This is a genomic window from Rhodobacter flavimaris, from assembly GCF_021378075.1.
Classification (GTDB): Bacteria; Pseudomonadota; Alphaproteobacteria; order Rhodobacterales; family Rhodobacteraceae; genus Rhodobacter; species Rhodobacter flavimaris.
Genome location: NZ_JAJUOS010000006.1, coordinates 84,155 through 103,657 on the forward strand (window position 1 = coordinate 84,155; position 19,503 = coordinate 103,657).

Consider the following 19,503-nt stretch of genomic DNA (forward strand, 5'->3'; position numbering starts at 1 on the left):
GAGACGCCTGTGCTTTTGGTTGGCATCAAGATCACTCCACCATAGGTTGCAAATTGGAAATGGAAGGTGAGGTAGGAATGACTGCAGGTTCCGCGCTTAGCCCCCCGACCAAGGGGCCACGGATCGCGCTGCGCCTGCTCGAGACGACGGACCTGCACGGCCATATCCACGGCTATGACTATTACACCGACCGGCCGAGCGACGCGGTGGGCCTTGCGCGGCTGACCAGCCAGATCGACGCCGCGCGCGCCGAGGCCGCCAATTGCCTGCTCTTCGACAATGGCGATTTCCTGCAAGGCACCGCGCTGACCGAATACTGGGGGCGCGAGCGGGGCCTGTCCGAAGGCGAAACGCATCCGATGATCGCCGCGATGAATGCCGTGGGCTATGACGCGGGCACGCCAGGCAATCACGAGTTCAACTACGGCCTCGATTTCATGATGCGCGCGCTGGCCGGGGCGGATTTCCCGATGGTCTGCGCCAATGCGATCACCGAACTGGGCGCCGAGCCGCCGCGCGACCGCACCCTGCTGCCGCCCTGGGTCATCCTGACACGCCCGATGCGCGATACTGCTGGCACCGAACACACGCTGCGCATCGGCATTATCGGCCTTTTGCCGCCGCAAATTACCGCTTGGGATCGCCAGCACCTTGAAGGCCGCCTGACGACGCGCGGCATCGTCGAGGCGGCGCGCGCCCATGTGCCCGCCCTGCGCGCTGCCGGGGCGGATCTCGTGGTCGCGCTCGCACATACCGGGATATCGCCCTGCGAGGAGGATACCGAACACGCCGCCCTTGCACTGGCTCGGGTGCCGGGGATCGACGTGCTGCTCTGCGGCCACAGCCACCTGTGCTTCCCCGGCCCAGAAACCCATGCAGCCCCCGGCATCGACCCCGCGCGCGGCACGCTTCATGGCAAGCCCGCGATGCTTGCGGGGCGGTGGGGCTCGCATCTGGGCGTGATGGACCTGCAATTGCAGCAAACCCCCGATGGCTGGCACATCGCCGATTTCACGACCGAGCTACGGCCGATCCACCCGGCGGCGGGACCCCCCCGCCCGCCCGAGGCGCCGCGCATTATCGCCACCAATACCGCCGCCCATGCCGAGACACTGGCTTTCGCGCGCCGCCCGGTTGGCCACTCTGCGGTGGCGTTGCACAGCTATTTTGCCCCGGTGGCGCCGGACCGCGCGCTGACACTGGTCGCCCAAGCGCAACGCAACCATGTCCGGCGCTGTATGGGTGGCGATCTGCCCATCCTGTCGGCCGTTTCGCCCTTCAAGTGTGGCGGGCGCAGTGGGCCCGAGCACTTCCTCGATATCCCGCCGGGACCGCTGACCACGCGCCATATCGTCGATCTCTACCTCTTTCCGAACACCGTCAGCGCGATCGAGGTTACCGGCGCCGATCTGGCCGATTGGCTCGAGCGCGCGGCGGGGCTGTTCTGCCGCCTCAGCCCGGGCCTTCAGGACCAGCCTTTGCTGAACCCCGATTTCCCCTGCTACAATTTCGATGTGATCCTGGGCCTGACCTACCAGATCGACCTGTCGCAACCCGCGCGCTATGCGCTTGACGGTCGGCTGGCCAACGCCGACGTGCGGCGCATCGGGGAGATCTGTCATGCGGGCAAGCCCGTCGCGCCCGACGACCGCTTCATCCTGGCCACGAACAACTATCGCAGCTCGGGCGCCGGAGGATTTGTTGCGGAGGGCAGCCGCGCGCTCGACCTTGGCCCGCCCATGGCCGCGCAGGACGCGCTCATGGATGCGGTGCGGAGCACCACATCCATCGCCCCCGACCCCGAGCCGATCTGGCGCTTCGCCCCGCTGCCCGGCACCCCTGCGATCTATCGCACATCGCCCCGCGCGGCGCGCTTTCTACCCCTTTCGCCCGGCCCCCGGATGGAGCCGCTCGGACTGGCAGAGGACGGATTCCTTGAGATTCGCCTGCATTTTTAGGCATTCGCAACTGGCACAGGCGCCCACACTTAACCGAACGATCAAATATTGGGCATTCAGCGCGCACCCGATTACCTATTGGGCGATCATGTGCACACCCATCCACGCGCCCCTCTCACAGCTTTCAATCCGCATCTGCCGCACCTCAGGATCGTCCCGAACCAACAACGGGAGTCACTGATGTTCCACCGCACGCTGAGCGCGCTGGCCGCCGCAGCCCTGATCGGCGCCACCGCACCCGCCATCGCCGAGACCGCCATTCCCTTCACCCTCGACTGGAAATTCGAGGGCCCCGCCGCGCCCTATTTCGTGGCGCTCGACAAGGGCTATTACGCCGAAGAGGGCCTCGCGGTAGAAATCTCGGAAGGGGCCGGCTCGCTTGACGCGATTCCGAAGGTTGCCACCGGCGCCTTCCCGATCGGCTTCACCGACATCAACAGCCTGATGAAGTTCATCGACCAGAACCCCGGCGCCCCGGTGACGGCGGTGATGATGGTCTATGACAAGCCGCCCTTCGCCGTGGTTGGCCGCAAGTCGCTTGGCGTCGAAGCGCCGAAGGATCTGGAGGGCAAGGTGCTTGGCGCGCCGCCGCCGGACGGGGCCTGGGCGCAATTCCCGATCTTCGCTGCCGAGCAGGGCCTCGACACCGCCAAGATCACCGTCGAGCCTGTCGGCTTCCCGGTGCGCGAACCGATGCTGGCCGAGGGCAAGGTTGCCGCGATCACCGGCTTCTCGTTCACCTCGACGCTGAACGCCGAACGCCTCGGCGTGCCGGCCGATGATATCTCGGTCCTGCTGATGGCCGACTATGGCGTGGCGCTCTACGGCAACGCGATCATCGTCAACACCGACTTCGCCAAGGCCAACCCCGAGGCCGTGACCGGCTTTATCCGCGCCACCGCCAAGGGCTGGAAAGACGCCATCGCCGAGCCCGCCGCCGCGGTCGAAGCGCTGATCAAACGCAACCCCGCCGCCAACCCCGAGACGGAGACCCGTCGCCTGCAACTGGCCATCGACGGCAACGTGCTGACCGATTTCGTCAAGGAGCATGGCATCGGCTCGGTCGACGCAGAGCGCTTCGCCAAGGCGATCGAGCAGACCAAGTCGGTCTATGAATTCAAGGCCGAGCCCGATGCGGCGCTTTATTACGACCCGGCCTACCTGCCCACCGATGGCAGCCTGATGCTCCAATAAATCGGATCGGGGGGCGCACGGCGCCCCCCTCTTTCTAGGCAGGGGCCTCATGACGAAATTCATCGACATCAGTGGCGTGCATCACGCCTACAAGACCAAGCACGGGCCATTGCCCGTTCTCGACGGGCTCGACGTGGGCGTGCCCAAGGGCGAGTTCTGCGCCGTCGTCGGCCCCTCGGGCTGCGGGAAATCCACGCTGACGCGCCTGATCTCGGGGCTGATGCGGCCTGACAGCGGCGTGGTGATAGTGGACGGGCAAGAGGTGACCAGCCCGCGCAAAACGGTGGGCATGGCCTTCCAGAACCCTGTGATGCTGGAATGGCGCACGATATTGCAAAACGTGATGCTGCCGCTGGAGATCGTGGCCCCCGGCATGAAGCGCGACGCGGCCGAGGCCCGCGCGATGCATCTGCTGGAGATGGTCGGGCTGAAGGGGTTCGAGAACAAGAAGCCCTCGGAACTGTCGGGGGGGATGCGTCAGCGCGCCTCGCTGTGCCGCGCCATCGTCCACAAGCCCGATGTGCTGATCATGGACGAGCCGTTCGGCGCGCTCGACAACTTCACCCGCGAGGATCTTTGGCAAACCATGCGCGATCTGCGCGCGGCCGAGCCCTTCACCTGCGTGCTGATCACCCATGACCTGCGCGAAAGCGTCTTTCTGGGCGATCAGGTCATCGTGCTCTCGGGTCGTCCGGCGCGGACGCAATTCGTGCTAGACGTCGACCTGCCCGCCGACCGCACGATCGACATTCTTTACGAACCCAGGGCCGTGGACATGCTGCATATCCTGCGCGACCAGATCCGCATCGCCCAGGGCCGCGACGGCGAGGTGCATTGATGGAGAACGCTCAAAAGATCGTCGTGCCCCTTCTGGCTATCCTCGCCTTCCTGGGGCTTTGGGAATTTATCGTCTGGGTCAATGGCTGGCCCAATTATGTGATGGCTTCGCCCTCGGACTTGCCCGCTGCCTATGCGCGGTTCTGGAACCTGTTTCTGGTGATGGGCTGGCAGACGCTGTGGCGCACCGTGCTGGGACTGCTGATCGCGGTTCTGTTCGGCACGATGCTGGGCATGGTCATGGGCTTTTCCAAGCTTGCCCGCGATGCGCTTTATCCGTTGCTGGTGGGCTTCAACGCGATCCCCAAGGCGACACTGGTGCCGGTCATCGCGCTTCTGTTCATCGGGCAGCACGATTTCAACACGGTGCTGATGGCCTTCCTGATCAGCTTTTTCCCGATTGCTGTTTCGGTCGGTATCGGCCTGAGCACGCTGGAACCGGAGTATCGTGACATCCTGCGCGCGCTTGGCGCCTCGCGCTTCACGATTTTCCGCAAGATCGCCCTGCCCAAGACCCTGCCCGAATTCTTCGGCGCGCTGAAGGTGGCGGTGACGCTGGCCTTCATCGGCACCAACCTAGTCGAGATCGTCAGCCCGCATGGGCGTGGTCTTGGTGCCCTGTTCAAATCGGGCGAGACGAATGGCGACTACCCGCTGATGTTCGCGGTTTTGATCGCGCTCGCCTTCCTGGGCATCGTTCTCTACTACGCGGTTGTCGCGCTGGAGAAGATCTTTGCCGGATGGGCCGAACGCCCCGCAAGCTGAGAGCGGCCGGGGGTTTCACACCCCCGGACCCCCGTGGGATATTTTCACCACATTGAAGGGGCGGATCAACCCCAGGTCGGGTGGAAGCGGTTTGCGGGCGAGAGGGTGAAGATCTCGTAGCCGTCTGCCGTGACGCCGACCGAGTGTTCGAATTGCGCGCTGAGCGACTTGTCGCGGGTCACCGCGGTCCAGTCGTCAGCAAGCACCTTCGTCTCGGGGCGGCCGAGGTTCACCATCGGTTCGATGGTGAAGAACATGCCTTCCTCAAGCATCGGGCCCGAGCCCTTGCGGCCGTAATGCAGCACGTTCGGCGGTGCGTGGAAGACGCGGCCAAGGCCGTGGCCGCAGAAATCGCGCACAACGCTCATGCGGTGGCCCTCGACATATTGCTGGATGGCAAAGCCGATGTCTCCGAAGGTATTGCCGGGGCGGACCTGCTCGATCCCGATCATCAGCGCGTCATGGGTGACCTGGATCAGGCGCTCGGCCTTGCGGCTGAGGTTGCCCGCCACATACATGCGCGAGGTATCGCCGTACCAGCCATCGAGGATCACGGTCACGTCGATATTCAGGATGTCGCCGTCCTTGAGCACCTTGTCGCCGGGAATGCCGTGGCAGACCACATGGTTGACCGAGATGCAGGAGGCATGTTTGTAGCCGCGATAGCCGATGGTGGCCGAGGTGGCGCCGAGTTCGGTAACGCGGTTGCGGATGAAGTCGTCGAGCGTGCCGGTGGTGACGCCCGGTTCGACCAGGGCGGCGACCTCGTCAAGGATACGCGCGGCGCAAAGGCCGGCGGCCTGCATCCCGTCGAAATCGGCTGCTTCATAGATGCGGATGCCGTCCTTGGTCACCCGGCCGCGGGCTTCTTCCACTGTTATTCTCCTGCTTGGCTTGGGCCCTAGATAGTCATTTCTGCGCGCCTTGGCCAGAGCCGGGCTTTCGCGCCGCAAAGGCGGGGCTTATACATTGGGCCAAAGGAGGCCCGCGATGCCAAATCCCACCGCTGCGATCCTGATTATCGGCGACGAGATCCTGACCGGCCGCACCCGCGAGGGTAACGCCCATTTCCTGGCCGGAGAGCTTGTGAAGGTGGGCATCGACCTGCGCCAGATCCGGGTGATCGGAGATGAGCACGCAAGCATCGTGGCGGCGGTGCGCGCGCTGTCCTCAAGCCACGATCAGTTGTTCACCTCGGGCGGGATCGGGCCGACACATGACGACATCACCGCCGACGCGGTGGCCGAGGCCTTCCGTCGTCCGATCGGTGTGCGCGAGGATGCCCGCGCCATCCTTGCCGCGCATTACGCCGCGCGCGGGGTCGAGTTCACCGAGGCCCGGCTGCGCATGGCCCGCATTCCCGAGGGCGCGCGGCTGATCGACAACCCGGTTTCCGGCGCACCCGGTTTCAGCGTGGAAAACTGCCATGTGATGGCGGGTGTGCCGAATATTTTCCAGGCGATGGTGGCGGGGCTGCTTCCTCGGCTAACCGGGGGCGCACCGCTGCTGACCCGCAGCTGGCAGATGATGGTCCCCGAGGCATCGATCGCAGATCAGCTTGGCGCACTGGCGGCCGCGCATCCCGGGCTCAGCTTCGGCTCTTACCCCTTCGTGACCGAGGGGCGTTATGGCACGAACCTCGTTGTGCGCGCGACCGATCCCGTGGCGCTTGAGGCCGGGTTTGCCGCGCTGAAGGCCGCTTTCCCGGAGGGACAATGACCGATCAAGTCTTCGCCGTGATCGACGCCACATGGCCCCCGGTCGCCTGCACGGAAGCTGGCGGCTTCGTGATCCGTGAGGGGAAAGGCGGCGGTTCGCGCGTCAGCGCAGCGTCACGTTTCGCGCCATGGGATGCCTGCGATCTGGATGCCGCCATCGCAGCGCAGCGCGCCCTTGGCCAGAGCCCGAAGTTCCAGATCCGGCCCGATGATGCGGAGCTTGATAATGCACTTGCGGCGCGCGGCTTCGTCGTGACCGACCCGACGGTGGTTTATGACGCCCCGATCGGCACGCTTCAGGGCGAGGTGCCGCCCGTTACCGCCTTCGCACATTGGCCGCCCTTGCAAATCGCGCGCGATCTGTGGACCGACCTCGGCATCGGCCCCGCCCGTCAGGCGATCATGGAGCGCGCGACCGACCCCAAATGCTGCATCCTCGGGCGCAAGACCGACCGCGCCGCCGGGGCGATGTTCGTGGCAATCCACGACGGTATCGCGATGATCCATGCCCTTGCGATCCTGCCCGAGATGCGCCGCATGGGCCTTGCCCGCGCCATGATCCATGAGGCCGCACGATGGGCCGCCGAGAACGGCGCACAGCGGATGATGCTGGTGGTGACCGATGCCAATGACGGGGCGAATGCGCTTTACCGCGTGCTCGGGATGGAGCGGCGCAGCGGCTACCACTACCGCAGCGAGGCCACGCCATGAAGCCTGCGATCTGGCTTGCCGCGCTGGCCCTTCCCTGCGCCGCTGCCGCCTTCGAGCCGACCTTGCCTCAGGGCGCCGCGCAAAGTGCCGAGGCTATCAATCCGGCCACCAGCTACGGGCTGCTGACCGGCCCCTGGAAAGATGGCGACGCACCGCGCATTGCCATCGAGGGGCCGCGCACCGACAGCGCCTGGCGGCTGCGCGCCAACCAGATGACCACGCTACAGATCCTCGCACCGCTGCGCGAACAGATCGCCGCGGCGGGCTATGAGATTCTGTTCGAATGCGAAACCGACGCTTGCGGCGGCTTCGATTTCCGCTACGAGTTGGGCCTGTTGCCCGAACCCGAAATGCATGTGGACCTGAGCGACTTTCGCTATCTCGCGGCGCGCGACGGGTCCGATTATCTCGCGCTGACGGTCAGCCGGTCGAGCGAGTCGGGCTTCATCCACCTGACCACGCTAGCGGCCCAGCCAATCACGGTGGCGACACCCACGAACCCGCTGGCACAAGACCGCCCCGCCCCCGCCCTGCCGCCGACGCCACTGGGAACCGCACTGGAAACCGAAGGCTCGGTCGTGCTGGAGGATCTGGTGTTCGAAAGCGGCAAGAGCACGCTTGAGGGCGAGGATTTTTCGACCCTCGCGGCGCTGGCCGATTATCTCTCGACCCGCCCCGAGGCGCGGGTGACGCTGGTCGGCCATACCGACACGATCGGCGGCCTAGCCCCCAATATCGCGATTTCGCGGCAACGCGCCGAATCCGTCCGTGCGCGCCTGATCGAGCGTTACGGAGTCGCGCCGGAACAGCTTGGGGCCGAGGGGGCGGGTTGGCTCGCGCCGCGTGCCAGCAATCAGACTCCTGAGGGACAGGCGAAAAACAGAAGGGTCGAGGCAATACTCACCTCGACCCCCAGTTGATGGCGCCCGACAGGGACAGCGCCGAAGAAAGCGGACTCACCAGATATCCGGACCCTTGTCCGAGAAGGTGGCGGCGAGGAAATCGATGAAGGCGCGGACCTTGGGCTGGGTGAAGCGGCCCGGCGGGTAGATGGCGTAGATGCCCTGCGTCTCGGTCGGCAGATCGGGGAGCGCATCCTCGACCAGCCCCTGCCGCATTGCATCCGCGTAAAGGAACGAGGGCAGATAGGCGATTCCCAGCCCCGCGATACAGGCGTGCAGCAGCGATTGCCCGTCATTCACCGTCAGCCAGCCGTTCGACCGCACCTGCCGCCGCTCACCCGAGGGGGCGGTGATCTTCCAGACATTGCCGTTCGACTGGCTCGAGTAATGCAGCAGCTTGTGATCGGTCAGATCGTCGATCCGCATCGGCCGCCCGTGGCGCTGGAAATAGCTCGGCGAGGCGATCATGCGCTGCGAGGTCTCGGTCAGCTTGCGCGCGCGCAGGCTCGAATCCTCCAGCTCACCCACCCGGATCGCCATGTCGAAGCCTTCCGAGATCAGCTCGACGTAGCGGTTGTTCAGCACCATGTTGACGGTAATATCGGGATATTCCTGCAAGAAATCGCCCAGAACCGGCGAAAGCAGATTGACCCCGAAATCGGTCGCCACTGAGATGCGCAGAAGCCCCGAGGGCGCAACCTGCATCGAGGTCACCAGCGCATCGGCCTCTCCGGCGTCGTTGAGCACCCGGCGCGCGCGGTCGTAATAGGCCAGACCGATCTCGGTCGGGCTGACGCGGCGGGTGGTGCGGTTGAGCAGCCGCGCACCAAGACGCGCCTCAAGCGACGAGACATGCTTGGACACCGCGGATTTGGAGATCCCCATCTTCTTGGCGGCATCTGTAAAGCCACCCTGATCCACCACGGTGGCAAAGGCTTCCATTTCGGTCAGGCGATCCATCTTTCACCCATCGGCAAACTCGTCGGTTCCCTCACCTATGGCGGGTAATTCGGGCCGAAATGGGGCCATGAGGAGACAATACCGGGGAAGCAGGGCGCGTTGAGTCCGCGACGGAAACGATGGCGCCGCGCCCGTGACGCGGCGTTCGTCGTGACAGTCCCGGACCTTCGCGTCACATTGCCCGCAGCCAAGGGAGGAGACCTATGAGCCAATATCCGCATATGCTGGCCCCGCTTGATCTGGGGCATGTGGTCTTGAAGAACCGCGTGCTGATGGGCTCGATGCACACCAATCTCGAAGAGACCGGCGACTGGAACCGGGTGGCCGAGTTCTACGCGACCCGCGCACGCGGCGGCGTGGCGCTGATGGTCACCGGCGGCATGGCTCCTAACCTCGAAGGCGGTGTTTTTCCGGGCGCAGCGGGTCTGTTCACTCCACAAGACATTGTCAATCACCGCATGATCACCGACCGGGTGCATGAGGCAGGCGGGCTGATCGCCATGCAGATCTTGCACGCGGGCCGCTATGCCTACGGCCCCGAATGTGTCTCAGCCTCGGCGGTCAAATCGCCGATCTCCCCCTTCCCGCCGAAGGAACTCGACGAAGACGGTATCGAGAAGCAGATCGCCGACATCGTCACCGCCGCCGTCCGCGCCCGCGAGGCAGGCTATGACGGGGTCGAGGTGATGGGCTCCGAGGGCTATTTCCTCAACCAGTTCCTTGTCCGCCATGTGAACCGCCGCACTGACCGTTGGGGCGGCGCCTATGCGAACCGCATGCGCCTGCCGGTCGAGGTCGTGCGCCGCGTGCGCGAGGCCACCGGCCCCGATTTCATCTTGATCTACCGCATCTCGCTGATCGACCTCGTGCCCGATGGTTCGACCTGGGACGAGGTTGTGCAACTCGCCAAGGCGATTGAGGCCGCGGGTGCGTCGATGCTCAACACCGGCATCGGCTGGCATGAGGCGCGCATCCCCACCATCGCGACCTCAGTTCCACGAGCCGCCTTCGCCTGGCTGACGGCACGCCTGCGCCCCGAGGTCTCGATCCCGGTGATCACCTCGAACCGCATCAACACCCCCGAGGTGGCCGAGGGGATCCTGACACAGGGCCAGGCCGATATGGTTTCGCTCGCGCGACCCTTCCTCGCCGATCCGGATTTCGTCGCGAAAGCGGCCGAGGGACGCGCTGCGGAAATCGCGCCCTGCATCGCCTGCAACCAGGCCTGCCTAGACCACACCTTCTCGGGCAAGATCTCGACCTGCCTCGTGAACCCCCGCGCCGCCTATGAAACCGAGCTGTCGCTGACCCCGACCGAGCAACCCAAGGCGATCGCTGTGGTGGGCGCAGGCCCCGCAGGCCTCTCCGCCGCCATTACGGCTGCCGGGCGCGGCCATGCCGTGACCCTCTTCGACCGGGCATCGGAAATCGGCGGGCAACTCACCATGGCACGCACCATCCCCGGCAAGGAAGAATTCCACGGCCTCACAGACTGGTTCGCCACGATGGCCGCCCGCAGCGGCGTCACACTGCGGCTTGAAACCGAGGCCACGCCCGATCTGCTCGCCCCCTTCGACGAGGTGATCATCGCGACCGGCGTCGTCCCGCGCGACCCCGACATCCCCGGCTCGGAACTCGCGGCCAGCTACATCGACATCCTCACCGGCCGCGTCACTGCAGGCCCGCGCGTCGCCATCGTCGGCGCGGGCGGCATCGGCTTCGACGTCGCCGAGTTCCTTACTACCTCCGACAGCCCGACGCTGCACCCCGAGGAATGGATGCGCGAATGGGGCGTGGGCGATCCCGCCACCACACCGGGCGGCCTTGCCAAACCGCAACCCGAACCGCCCACCCGTACGGTCACGCTTCTGCAACGCAAGCCGGAAAAACCCGGCCGCAAACTGGGCAAGACCACAGGCTGGATTCACCGCGCGACACTTCAGGCCAAGGGCGTCAAGATGATCGGCGGCGTGAATTACGAACGCATCACCCCCGAGGGCTTGCACATCTCCTTCGGCCCGGCGCGCGAAAACCCGTCGCTGATCGAGGCCGACACCGTCGTCCTCTGCGCAGGCCAACTGTCCGAGCGCAGCCTCGCCGACCAGCTCATCGCAACCGGCATCACCCCCCATATCATCGGCGGCGCCGATGTCGCGGGCGAGCTTGACGCGAAACGCGCCATCAACCAGGGCACCCGCCTCGGCGCGATCCTCTGACCGGCGGGGCCACCCCGCCCCCTCCCCTTCTTCTTGGCCAAAATACCTCGGGGTGAGCGGCCCTCGGGCCGCGAGGGGCAGCGCCCCTCAGCCCTCGGCTTCCGCGCAATGCCGCCGGAAGGCGCGCTTGAGCATATCCAGCTCTGCGCGCAACAGATCGATCTCGGCGCGCAGATCCTGCTCCAGCGGCACCCCGGTCACGATCGAGAACCGCTCGACGATCTCATCGCTTTCCAGATCCCGCACAAGGAAGGTCTGCACCCCGTCCGAGAGCACCTCGGCCGGGATCGGCAGGCTCAGCCGCCACTTGCCCTCGGCCAGGCGCTCAGCCCCAAGCCCCTCCAGCGCCTGCCCCAGATGCAGCACCTCGACGCGCGGCAATTCCGGCGAGAGGATCACACCTTCCCAGATGCCGCCACGGATGCGCGATAGTTCCAGCATGGCTCTCGCTCCTCAGATCTCGGCGCGCGGATGGCGCAGCAGATGCAGATCGCGCAACACGATCTCGTTCATGCCCGGCGCATCGAAACACAGGTCGAGCCAGACCTTCTCGACCCGCTTCTCGTTGAACGTCACCGAGCCCAGGTCAAACTCGACACTCTGCGGCCCCGACTTGCCCGACAACCGAAGAACAACCTGTTCAACATTGGGGCCATGCTTGATGTTCAACCGCCCGAAAACCGGTACCGCGCGCTCACGCTGCATATCCACCGACAGCCGCATCAGATGCGACCGGCGCAGCCCGCGCAGCGCCGCCTCGGGCAGGTCCAGCGCCACCGACAGGAACGAACCGCCAAATCCCAGCACATCGAGCTTGAGCCCGAAGGGCGCCACATCCCCGCGCCGGGTATTGCGGATCTGGCGCAGGGTCAGCTCGCGGCCGGGGCAGTCGTGAAACACCGCAATCTCGGGGCTCAGTCGGTCGCGACTTGCCACCCCGGCGATCCCTGTAGGCTTCACCGGACCCGACCATAGCGCGGGCCGCCAGGCCCAATCGCAGCCTAGGGGGCGCTCGATCGCATCGTCCGCAGCCCCTGCCGCAAGCCGGGCGTCCGAGACATGCAACACCCGCTCCACCTCGCGCCGCAGGGCCTGCGCCTGCGTGCGCAGCACCCGCAGATCGCTTAAGGCGGCCCGCTCGGCCAGACGCGCGGCGCGCCCCCAACGGTTCAACGTCCGGGCTTGCACAATACGGTCAAGCAATGAGGTCGGGATCTTGTTCATGACGCGGTCATAGCAGAAAATCGTTACAGATACGGATACTAGGACGAGCCGGCTCGGCAAAAATCCGCGACCCATGCGCGGGCGCCAACTTCGCGCACAGTCCTACCCGCCGTGACGCGAAGGTCAATTGGCACTTTTGGTGCGTGCGACGAAGTCGCGCAGCAGGGCAAGCTGTTCGTCGTCGCTCAGCCCGCTCTGTGCCAGCGGCATGACCGACAGTGCCGTGATCCGCCCGCCAAGGCCCGTGACCGCGCGCCAATAGGTTTCCGCAACCGGCGTGCCACGGCTGGCAGAGCGGTCGCGCAACTTCATCATCAGCGCCTTGTCGCGTATCCTCGCGCTGAGGATCTCGACATCCACCGCCTTGCCCGAGCGCGCCAGCGCCGCCCGCCCCGCCTCGGAGCGGAAAAACGCCTCGATCTGCGCGAAATTCTCGGCCACCGGCTGCGGGCTTTGCGGCCCGACGCTCGCGCTCAGCAGCGCCCGCGCGGGCGGCTTGGGCGCCTGCGGATTGCCCGAGATCGCCGCGCAATTGCCAAAAAGCACAAAGCTGCCCGTAGCCCCCTCGCGGGTCGAGCGCGGATCGACGCAAAACCCGTAGGGCGCGCTCAGCGTCACCGCCCCGCCCGCCACCGCAACCTTGCTGACCGCGCGCACGCCGCCCGTGGGCTCGACGCAGGCCGCAAGTAGCAGCGCCCCCGCCCAGAGGGCGCGGCGCACAAGGGGTCCAACAGGGAATCGGCGCTTGAACATGGGGCGGAGGCTTATCCGCAAGCCCATCCTCGGGCAAGGCTAGCGCCCCGTCCCGAACGGCGCGATGGCAAGGCTTTGCCGGGCGATGGCGGCATCCTGCGCATCATGGCTGGCCAGCAGCGCCGGAATCCCGGCCGCGCGCAGGTGCTTAGCGACGAAATCGCGAATCCCGGCGCGCAGGTAGGGATCAAGCGCAGCGAAGGGTTCGTCGAGCAACAATGCCGCGGGCCGCGCCAGCAGTGCCCGCATCAGCGCCACCCGCGCCCGCTGCCCACCCGAGAGTGTCGCCGGATCGCGCGGGCCGAAGTCCAGCAGGCCCGCTCTCTCCAACGCCTCGGCCACCGCCGCACGCCGCGCCGCGCGGCCCCTGACCTGAGGCGAAAGGCCAAAGGCGAGGTTGTCGGCGACCGACAGATGCTGGAAAAGGAGCGGTTGCTGGAAGATCACCCCAACCCCGCGCCGCTCGGGCGGCAGGGTCAGCAGATCGCACCCATTCAGGCGAACCTGCCCGCTCAGCACGAACCCGCGCGGCAGATGCCCCGCAACACCGGCGATCAGGCTTGATTTGCCAACGCCCGAGGGACCGGTCAGGCAGGCGATCTCGCCCGGCGCGATGCGCAGGCTGAGCGGCGCAAAGAGCGGCGCGGCAGCGCCGGGCGCGGTCAGGCAGAGGTCGTGCAACTCCAGCGTCATGGCGCACGCCCCCCTGAACCGCCCCGGCCATAGGCAGGCCAGGCCAGCGCCAGCGCGAAGGCCAGAAGCGGCAGCACCGCCTGCGCCAGCCCATAGACAGCAGCCACCCGCCGATCAGCCCCCGAGGCCAGTGCCACCGCCTCGGTCGTCAGCGTCGCCACCCGCCCCGCACCGGGCAGCAGAACCGCCAGATATTGGGCGACCGAGACGGCAAACCCCACCGCCGCCGCAGCCGCGATGGGCCGCGCCAGCAGCGGCAGCCGCACCCGCCACAGCTGTCGCCACGGCCCCGCCCCAAGGCTTGCCGCCGCGCGCAACTGATCGGGGTCGAGCGCCCGCCACGGCCCGCCAAGCGACAGCAGCACATAGGGAAAGACGAAAAGCACCTCGGCCCAGATCACCGCCAGCGGTCCGGCGGGCAGGCCGAGCCACAGGAACCCCGTCGTCAGCCCCTGCAAGAACCCGATCTGCGGTAGCAACAAGGGCGCCACGATAATCGCCCCAAGGCGCAAGGGACGGCCCGCGCGATGCTCGCCCTCCAGCACCGCGACCGCCAGCGTAAGCGCCAGAGACACGCTCGCCAGCCCGAGCCAGAAGCTGCGCAGCGCCACGGCAATCCAGTCGCCCCGCGCCCAGAGGGCAAGGCTCAGCCCCTCGGGCCAGCGGTCTGGAAAACGCCAGCTCCCGGAAATGCTCCAGAGCGCCAGCACCGCAATCGCGGTAGCAAACAGCCCGCCTTGAGCGGCCATCACAACTGACCCCGGCCAGCGACGCGCGATGCCGCGCCGCCCACGGCGCAGGGCCATAAGGCCGAAGGCCGTGCAGGCACGCTCGGCCAGCCACCAGATGCCCGCCAGCGCGGCGGTCATTGCGACCAATCCAATGGCCAGCACCGAGGCCTCGGCCTGCCGCATCTCGGGCGCGGTATAAAGGCGCAGAATCTGCACGGCGAGCGTCGGCGGGTGCGAGGGGCCAAGGATCAGTGCCATGTCCACTACCGACAGCCCATAGGCCAGCACGATGAACACCGGCAGCCTCAGGCCGGGATAAAGCTGCGGCCAGATGACCCGCGTCCAGACCCGCCCCGGCGCGTAGCCAAGGCTGCGCCCAACCGCCATCTGCCCCGTGACATCGACCTGTGAGGCCGAGGCCAGCGTCATCAGCAAGAGGAACGGCAACTCCTTCAGCACCAGCCCCAGAACGAGTGCCGCCCCATAGGGATCGCCGGGCAGCGGCCATGCAGGCGGCACGGCCCAGCCCAAAACCTGCGCCAACGCGCGCCCGAACCAGCCCGAAGGGGCGATCAGGAACGCAAGCCCGATCGCCAGCGCCGCATGGGGCACCGCCAGCATCGGCGCCAGCCAGCGCGCGGCCCATGGCCGGCCCATGATCCACAGCCCGAACGGCACCGACAACGCCAGCGAAAGCACCGTCGCGCCGATCCCGGTGACCAGCGTAAGCCGCAGACCGCCCCAAAGCCCCGGCTGCGCCAGAACCGCTGCCCAATCCGCACCCCATGCCGCGGCCAGCGTCAGCCCGACGCCCACCAAAACCGGCGCGCCAATCAGCATCGCGACAAGGGCGCGCAGCCAGATCACGGGGTGTAGCGCTTCGCCCAATCCGCGGTCAGGCGGGTCATCCAGCTTGGATGCGGCTCGGGCAGGGTCGGGCCAAGCTGCTCCAGCGTCGGCAGAGCGGGGGCGGAGGGCAGCGCCGCGAAAGCCGCGCGGGCCGCGTCGTCCAGCTTGGACGGGTCAAGAACCGAATAGCTGCCCAGAACGTTCACATCCTGCATATGCGCCTGCGTCGCCGGGTCGAGCAGGAAATTCGCCACCACCTCGGCCCCGGCGCGATTGGCCGCGTTGAACGGGATCGCCACGAAAGAGACATTGCCGATCGTGCCGCCCTCGGGGGTGAAGACGCGCACGCTGTCGGGCAGCACCCCTTGGGCGATCAGCGCAGCGGGCGCGGCCGGATCGAAGAACATGGCGATATCAACCTCGCCATCCGCCAGAAGCTGCGCCTGCACGCTTTCATTCTCGGGGAAGGCCTGCCCGGCGCGCCACAGGTTCGGGCGCAGCGCGTCATACCAGGCCCAGAGCCGCGCGGTTTGCGCGGCATAAGCAGCATCGGTGACCGGAGCGGCCAATGCCGCGGGATCGGGCGCAAGTTCGGCCAGCGCCTGTTTCAGGAAGGTGGCCCCCATGAAATTCGCCGGGTTCGGATGCGTCAACAGCCCCGGATGCGCCGCCGCCCAGGCGGGAAAATCGGCCATGCGCGCAGGAGGCTCGACCCGCGCGGCATCATGGGCGAAGACGAACTTGGCCAGCCGCCAGGGCGCCTCCATGCCATCAACCGGCACGGTGAAATCGGTGGCTGCGGGCGCGCCTTCGGAAAGATCAAGATACCGCGCATTGGGCAGATCGGCCACGAAGGGGCCGTGCAGCAGCCCCGCTTCTTTCATCGCCAGAAAGTTCGGCCCGTTGATCCAGATGAGGTCCACCGCCCCGCCCGTCTCCTGACCGGCGGCTTTCTCGGCCTGCACGCGGGCAACCGCCTCGGCGGTGTCAGACAGCTTCACCTGCGTGACCTTGACGCCGAACTCGGCTTCGGTCTGTGCGCCGACCCAGGCGATGAAGTCATTGGTGCGCTGATCGCCGCCCCAGGCGTTGAAATAGACCGTCTGACCCCGTGCCTCGGCCAGGGTCGCGGACCAGTCCGCAAGCGCGGGGCTGGCCGCCAACATCAGTGCAAGCGCAAGAAATCGCATGGATCATCCTTTGTCGAAGGCCCGCCAGCCCATGGCCCAGCGGGTCAGAGTGGTCACGCCGCAGGCCGCGGCGAAGAGATAGGCCAGCGTGGGAAACGCCGCCGGCCAGAGGCAGATCAGCGCGAAGAAGGCGATGGTTTCCGCCCCCTCCGTCAGACCGCCGAGATAGTAGATGCCCTTGGCCGGGAAGGCCTCGGCCCGCATCCCTCGCTTGGCGGCGATGGTCGAGAAGGCCAGAAAGCTCGACCCCGTGCCGACGAAAGCGGCGATCAGGACGGCGGCTGGCAGCGCGTTTGCCGTGGGGTCAGCAAGCGCAAAGCCCAGCGGCACCAACGCGTAAAAGACGAAATCGAGCGCGATGTCGAGGAACGCCCCCCGGTCCGTCGCGCCCCTCAGCCGCGCAATGGCGCCATCGAGCCCGTCCGCGAGCCGGTTAAGCAAGATCAGCGCCAGCGCCACGCCAAAAGCCTGCATCGCCAGCGCCAGAACTGCCGCCAGCCCAAGGCCAAAGCCCGCCAGTGTCACCTGATCGGCGCGCACACCCGCTGCGGCCAGCACACGTGCGGGGGGCTCCATCATCCGGCGTTGCGCCGGGACGAGTAGCGCGTCGATCATCCGCGCCTCCATGCGTTGAACCGCGCGGCAAGCGCCAGCAGGCGCGGGTTGACGCGCGCCTGCCGCCAGCGTCCGGCGGCGTTCTTCGCGGCCTCGGACCACGAGGGGTAGATATGTGGGGTCGAGAGGATCTTGCCAAAGCCCAACCCGTGGCGCATCGCCAAGGTGAATTCCGCAAGGATCTCGGCAGCATGGGGGCCAACGACGGTCGCGCCCAGAATTCGGTCGCTCCCCTTCGCCGTCAGCACCTGCACGAATCCGGTAGCGGTGCCCTCGGTCACGGCCCGGTCGAGATCGGCCAGCGGATAGCGGGTAAGGTCATGGGCCAGCCCCTGCGCCTGTGCCTCAGCGACGCTCAGACCGACTCGGGCGATCTCGGGCGTGCTGAAGACCGCATGAGGGATCGGCGCCTCGGCCCGGAATCGCCAGAACGGCGCGGCCAGCGCATTCGCCGCCGCGATCCAGCCCTGATGGCCCGCTGCATTCGTCAGTTGCAACGGCCCCGCCGCATCGCCCGCTGCATAAACTCCGGGGCAGAGCGTTTGCAGATAGTCATCGGTCTCGATCACTTGGCCAGTGGCGATGCCCAGATCCTCAAGCCCCAGCCCCTCGGTCCGCGCACGACGCCCCGTTGCGAGCAAGAGCGTGCCGAAGGGCACCTCGGTGCCGTCCTCCAGAACCGCCACGTTCAGTGCAAAGCGCGTCACGCGCCCCTCGATCAGCCGCACACCGTCCGCCTCGAGGCCCGCGCGTACAAGGGCCGCGGCCTCAGGTTCCTCGCGCGCAAGAATCGTGCCCGACTCGACCAGTGTGACCCCAGCACCAAGCCGCGCCAGCGCCTGCGCCAACTCGCACCCCATCGCCCCTCCGCCGAGGATCAAGAGATCGCGGGGCGGCGCATCTAGCTGCGCCAGATGCTCCCACAGCGTTTCCGAGGTCAGCGGTGCGACAGTTTCGATACCGGGAATTGGCGGGATGATCGGTGCGGCGCCGGTGGCCAGAACGATGGCACGGGCACTCAGCCGCTGGCCGCCCACCTCGACCGTCCAGGGATCGACAAGGCGCGCGCGGCCCCGCAGCACCTCGACGCCCAAGCTGCGATAGCGCTCCTCGGAATCGTTGGGTTCGATGGCGGTGATGGCGCGGCGCACATGGGCCATGACGGCCGGAAAATAGACCTGCGCCTGACCGGCGACACCCAGCCCCGCGTTGCCGCGCGCCGCCACCGCCGCGCGGGCGGCCGAGATCAGCGCCTTCGAGGGCACGCAACCGTAATTCAGGCAATCGCCCCCCATCGGTCCCTCGGCGATCAGCGTGACCCGCGCCCTGGCTGCCGCCGCGACATAGGCCGCGACCAGCCCTGCGGCACCGCCACCTATCACGATCAGATTGCGATCGAACTTGGCGGGCCGGGGCCAGCGCGCGGCCCGCCTGCGCGCCTCGATCAGCCGCAGCGCCAGCCGCATCAGCCACGGAAGCACCCCGAGCAGCACGAAGGCCCCGATCAAGCCGGGGCAGAGCACGTCCGAGAGGCTCTCGATCCGGCCAAGCTGGGTACCTGCGAAGATGAAGGCCGCCGTGCCGGGCAACATCCCCAACTGGCTGACGCCGTAGAACGTGGCCGCGCGCATCGGTGTCAGACCAAAGGCAAGGTTCACGGCGAAGAACGGCACCACGGGGATCAGCCGTAGCGAAAACAGGTAAAACGCTCCGTCACGCGCCAGCCCCTTGTCGATCCGGGCCGCGCGCGGGCCAAGGCGGGCACGCACCCAATCCCGCGCCAGATAACGCGCCGCCAGAAAGGCCAGCGTGGCCCCGATGCTTGAGGCGAAGGACACCAGCGCCAGCGCCCCCCAGAAGCCGAAAAGCGCCCCGGCCAGCAAGGTCATCCAGACCGCGAAGGGCAGCGAGGCCGCCACCACCGCGACATAGACCCCGAAGAACACCGCGGGCAGCACGCCGGGATGGGCCGCGCGCCAGACCTCTAGCCGCGCCAGCAGATCGCGCAGCGCGCCCAGATCGGGCTCGGCCGCCCAGATCAGCCCGGCAAGGCCAAGGGCGATCAGAACGATGAACAGGATCGGTTTGCGCAAGCGGTTTCCCTTCGGTGGATTGCCCCAGACATATCGGGCGACTAGACTCAAAGTCCATCTTGCATTCCCCGCCCGTCTGTCCAATTCGTCTATG

At 66.9% G+C, this 19,503-nt stretch carries 18 protein-coding genes; 8 read left to right on the plus strand and 10 right to left on the minus strand.

The genetic code is table 11. From position 1 onward, the window contains the following. The first annotated feature begins 77 nt into the window (after window positions 1-77). The 4 genes from LZA78_RS09340 (at window position 78) to LZA78_RS09355 (ending at window position 4,754) form a co-directional block, all read left to right on the plus strand. Window positions 78-1,958, plus strand: coding sequence for a bifunctional 2',3'-cyclic-nucleotide 2'-phosphodiesterase/3'-nucleotidase (locus LZA78_RS09340; protein ID WP_233676665.1), 1,881 nt, complete (start codon window positions 78-80; stop codon window positions 1,956-1,958). 180 nt (window positions 1,959-2,138) lie between these two features. Beyond that, entirely contained in the window at window positions 2,139-3,152 is a 1,014-nt protein-coding gene (locus LZA78_RS09345; RefSeq protein ID WP_233676666.1) for an ABC transporter substrate-binding protein, read from the plus strand. Between the two features lie 49 nt (window positions 3,153-3,201). Beyond that, window positions 3,202-3,990 carry an ABC transporter ATP-binding protein gene (locus LZA78_RS09350; RefSeq protein WP_233676667.1) on the plus strand — a complete coding sequence of 263 codons (789 nt, stop codon included), beginning with the start codon at window positions 3,202-3,204 and terminating at the stop codon, window positions 3,988-3,990. After that, entirely contained in the window at window positions 3,990-4,754 is a 765-nt protein-coding gene (locus LZA78_RS09355; RefSeq protein ID WP_233676668.1) for an ABC transporter permease, read from the plus strand. Before LZA78_RS09350 ends, LZA78_RS09355 begins: the two co-directional genes overlap by 1 nt. A 65-nt stretch (window positions 4,755-4,819) precedes the next feature. Here LZA78_RS09355 and map read toward each other — a convergent pair whose 3' ends face one another. Continuing rightward, entirely contained in the window at window positions 4,820-5,629 is an 810-nt protein-coding gene (map, locus tag LZA78_RS09360; protein ID WP_368861020.1) for a type I methionyl aminopeptidase, read from the minus strand. 115 nt (window positions 5,630-5,744) lie between these two features. Here map and LZA78_RS09365 point away from each other — a divergent pair, with 115 nt between their 5' ends. The 3 genes from LZA78_RS09365 to LZA78_RS09375 are packed head-to-tail and all read left to right on the plus strand — an operon-like array spanning window position 5,745 to window position 8,103. Beyond that, window positions 5,745-6,473 (plus strand): competence/damage-inducible protein A, encoded by a 729-nt coding sequence (locus tag LZA78_RS09365; RefSeq protein ID WP_233676669.1) that lies wholly within the window; start codon window positions 5,745-5,747, stop codon window positions 6,471-6,473. Next, the gene (locus tag LZA78_RS09370; protein WP_233676670.1) at window positions 6,470-7,183 is read left to right on the plus strand and encodes a GNAT family N-acetyltransferase; all 714 of its coding nucleotides are present in this window, start codon (window positions 6,470-6,472) and stop codon (window positions 7,181-7,183) included. Before LZA78_RS09365 ends, LZA78_RS09370 begins: the two co-directional genes overlap by 4 nt. Continuing rightward, complete coding sequence (locus tag LZA78_RS09375) at window positions 7,180-8,103, plus strand: OmpA family protein (RefSeq protein WP_233676671.1); 924 nt, start codon at window positions 7,180-7,182, stop codon at window positions 8,101-8,103. The genes LZA78_RS09370 and LZA78_RS09375 overlap by 4 nt, the downstream gene beginning before the upstream one ends. Before the next feature lie 36 nt (window positions 8,104-8,139). On the opposite strand, the gene LZA78_RS09380 is transcribed toward LZA78_RS09375, so the two are convergent. Further along, entirely contained in the window at window positions 8,140-9,045 is a 906-nt protein-coding gene (locus LZA78_RS09380) for a LysR family transcriptional regulator (protein ID WP_233676672.1), read from the minus strand. Window positions 9,046-9,248: 203 nt separating this feature from the next. Between LZA78_RS09380 and LZA78_RS09385 the strand changes: the two genes are divergently transcribed. Beyond that, a complete protein-coding gene (locus LZA78_RS09385; RefSeq protein WP_233676673.1) occupies window positions 9,249-11,261 on the plus strand; it encodes an NADPH-dependent 2,4-dienoyl-CoA reductase in 2,013 nt (670 codons plus the stop codon). A gap of 87 nt (window positions 11,262-11,348) precedes the next feature. Here the strand turns inward: LZA78_RS09385 and LZA78_RS09390 are convergent, their stop codons facing one another. The 8 genes from LZA78_RS09390 to LZA78_RS09425 all read right to left on the minus strand — a co-directional run bounded on the left by LZA78_RS09390 (window position 11,349) and on the right by LZA78_RS09425 (window position 19,409). Beyond that, window positions 11,349-11,702, minus strand: a complete 354-nt coding sequence (locus LZA78_RS09390; protein WP_233676674.1) for a hypothetical protein — start codon at window positions 11,700-11,702, stop codon at window positions 11,349-11,351. Window positions 11,703-11,714: 12 nt separating this feature from the next. Beyond that, on the minus strand, window positions 11,715-12,485 hold the full coding sequence (locus tag LZA78_RS09395) for a DUF6478 family protein (RefSeq protein ID WP_233676675.1): 771 nt from the start codon (window positions 12,483-12,485) through the stop codon (window positions 11,715-11,717). A 123-nt stretch (window positions 12,486-12,608) separates the two neighbouring features. Beyond that, entirely contained in the window at window positions 12,609-13,238 is a 630-nt protein-coding gene (locus LZA78_RS09400; protein ID WP_233676676.1) for a hypothetical protein, read from the minus strand. A gap of 39 nt (window positions 13,239-13,277) precedes the next feature. Then, entirely contained in the window at window positions 13,278-13,931 is a 654-nt protein-coding gene (locus tag LZA78_RS09405; RefSeq protein ID WP_233676677.1) for an ATP-binding cassette domain-containing protein, read from the minus strand. Continuing rightward, a complete protein-coding gene (locus tag LZA78_RS09410; protein ID WP_233676678.1) occupies window positions 13,928-15,529 on the minus strand; it encodes an ABC transporter permease in 1,602 nt (533 codons plus the stop codon). Before LZA78_RS09410 ends, LZA78_RS09405 begins: the two co-directional genes overlap by 4 nt. Continuing rightward, window positions 15,526-16,701 carry an ABC transporter substrate-binding protein gene (locus LZA78_RS09415; RefSeq protein ID WP_233676679.1) on the minus strand — a complete coding sequence of 392 codons (1,176 nt, stop codon included), beginning with the start codon at window positions 16,699-16,701 and terminating at the stop codon, window positions 15,526-15,528. Before LZA78_RS09415 ends, LZA78_RS09410 begins: the two co-directional genes overlap by 4 nt. Before the next feature lie 3 nt (window positions 16,702-16,704). Further along, complete coding sequence (locus LZA78_RS09420) at window positions 16,705-17,316, minus strand: CDP-alcohol phosphatidyltransferase family protein (RefSeq protein WP_233676680.1); 612 nt, start codon at window positions 17,314-17,316, stop codon at window positions 16,705-16,707. Then, entirely contained in the window at window positions 17,313-19,409 is a 2,097-nt protein-coding gene (locus LZA78_RS09425; RefSeq protein ID WP_233676681.1) for a dihydrolipoyl dehydrogenase family protein, read from the minus strand. The genes LZA78_RS09420 and LZA78_RS09425 overlap by 4 nt, the downstream gene beginning before the upstream one ends. Between the last annotated feature and the right edge of the window lie 94 nt (window positions 19,410-19,503).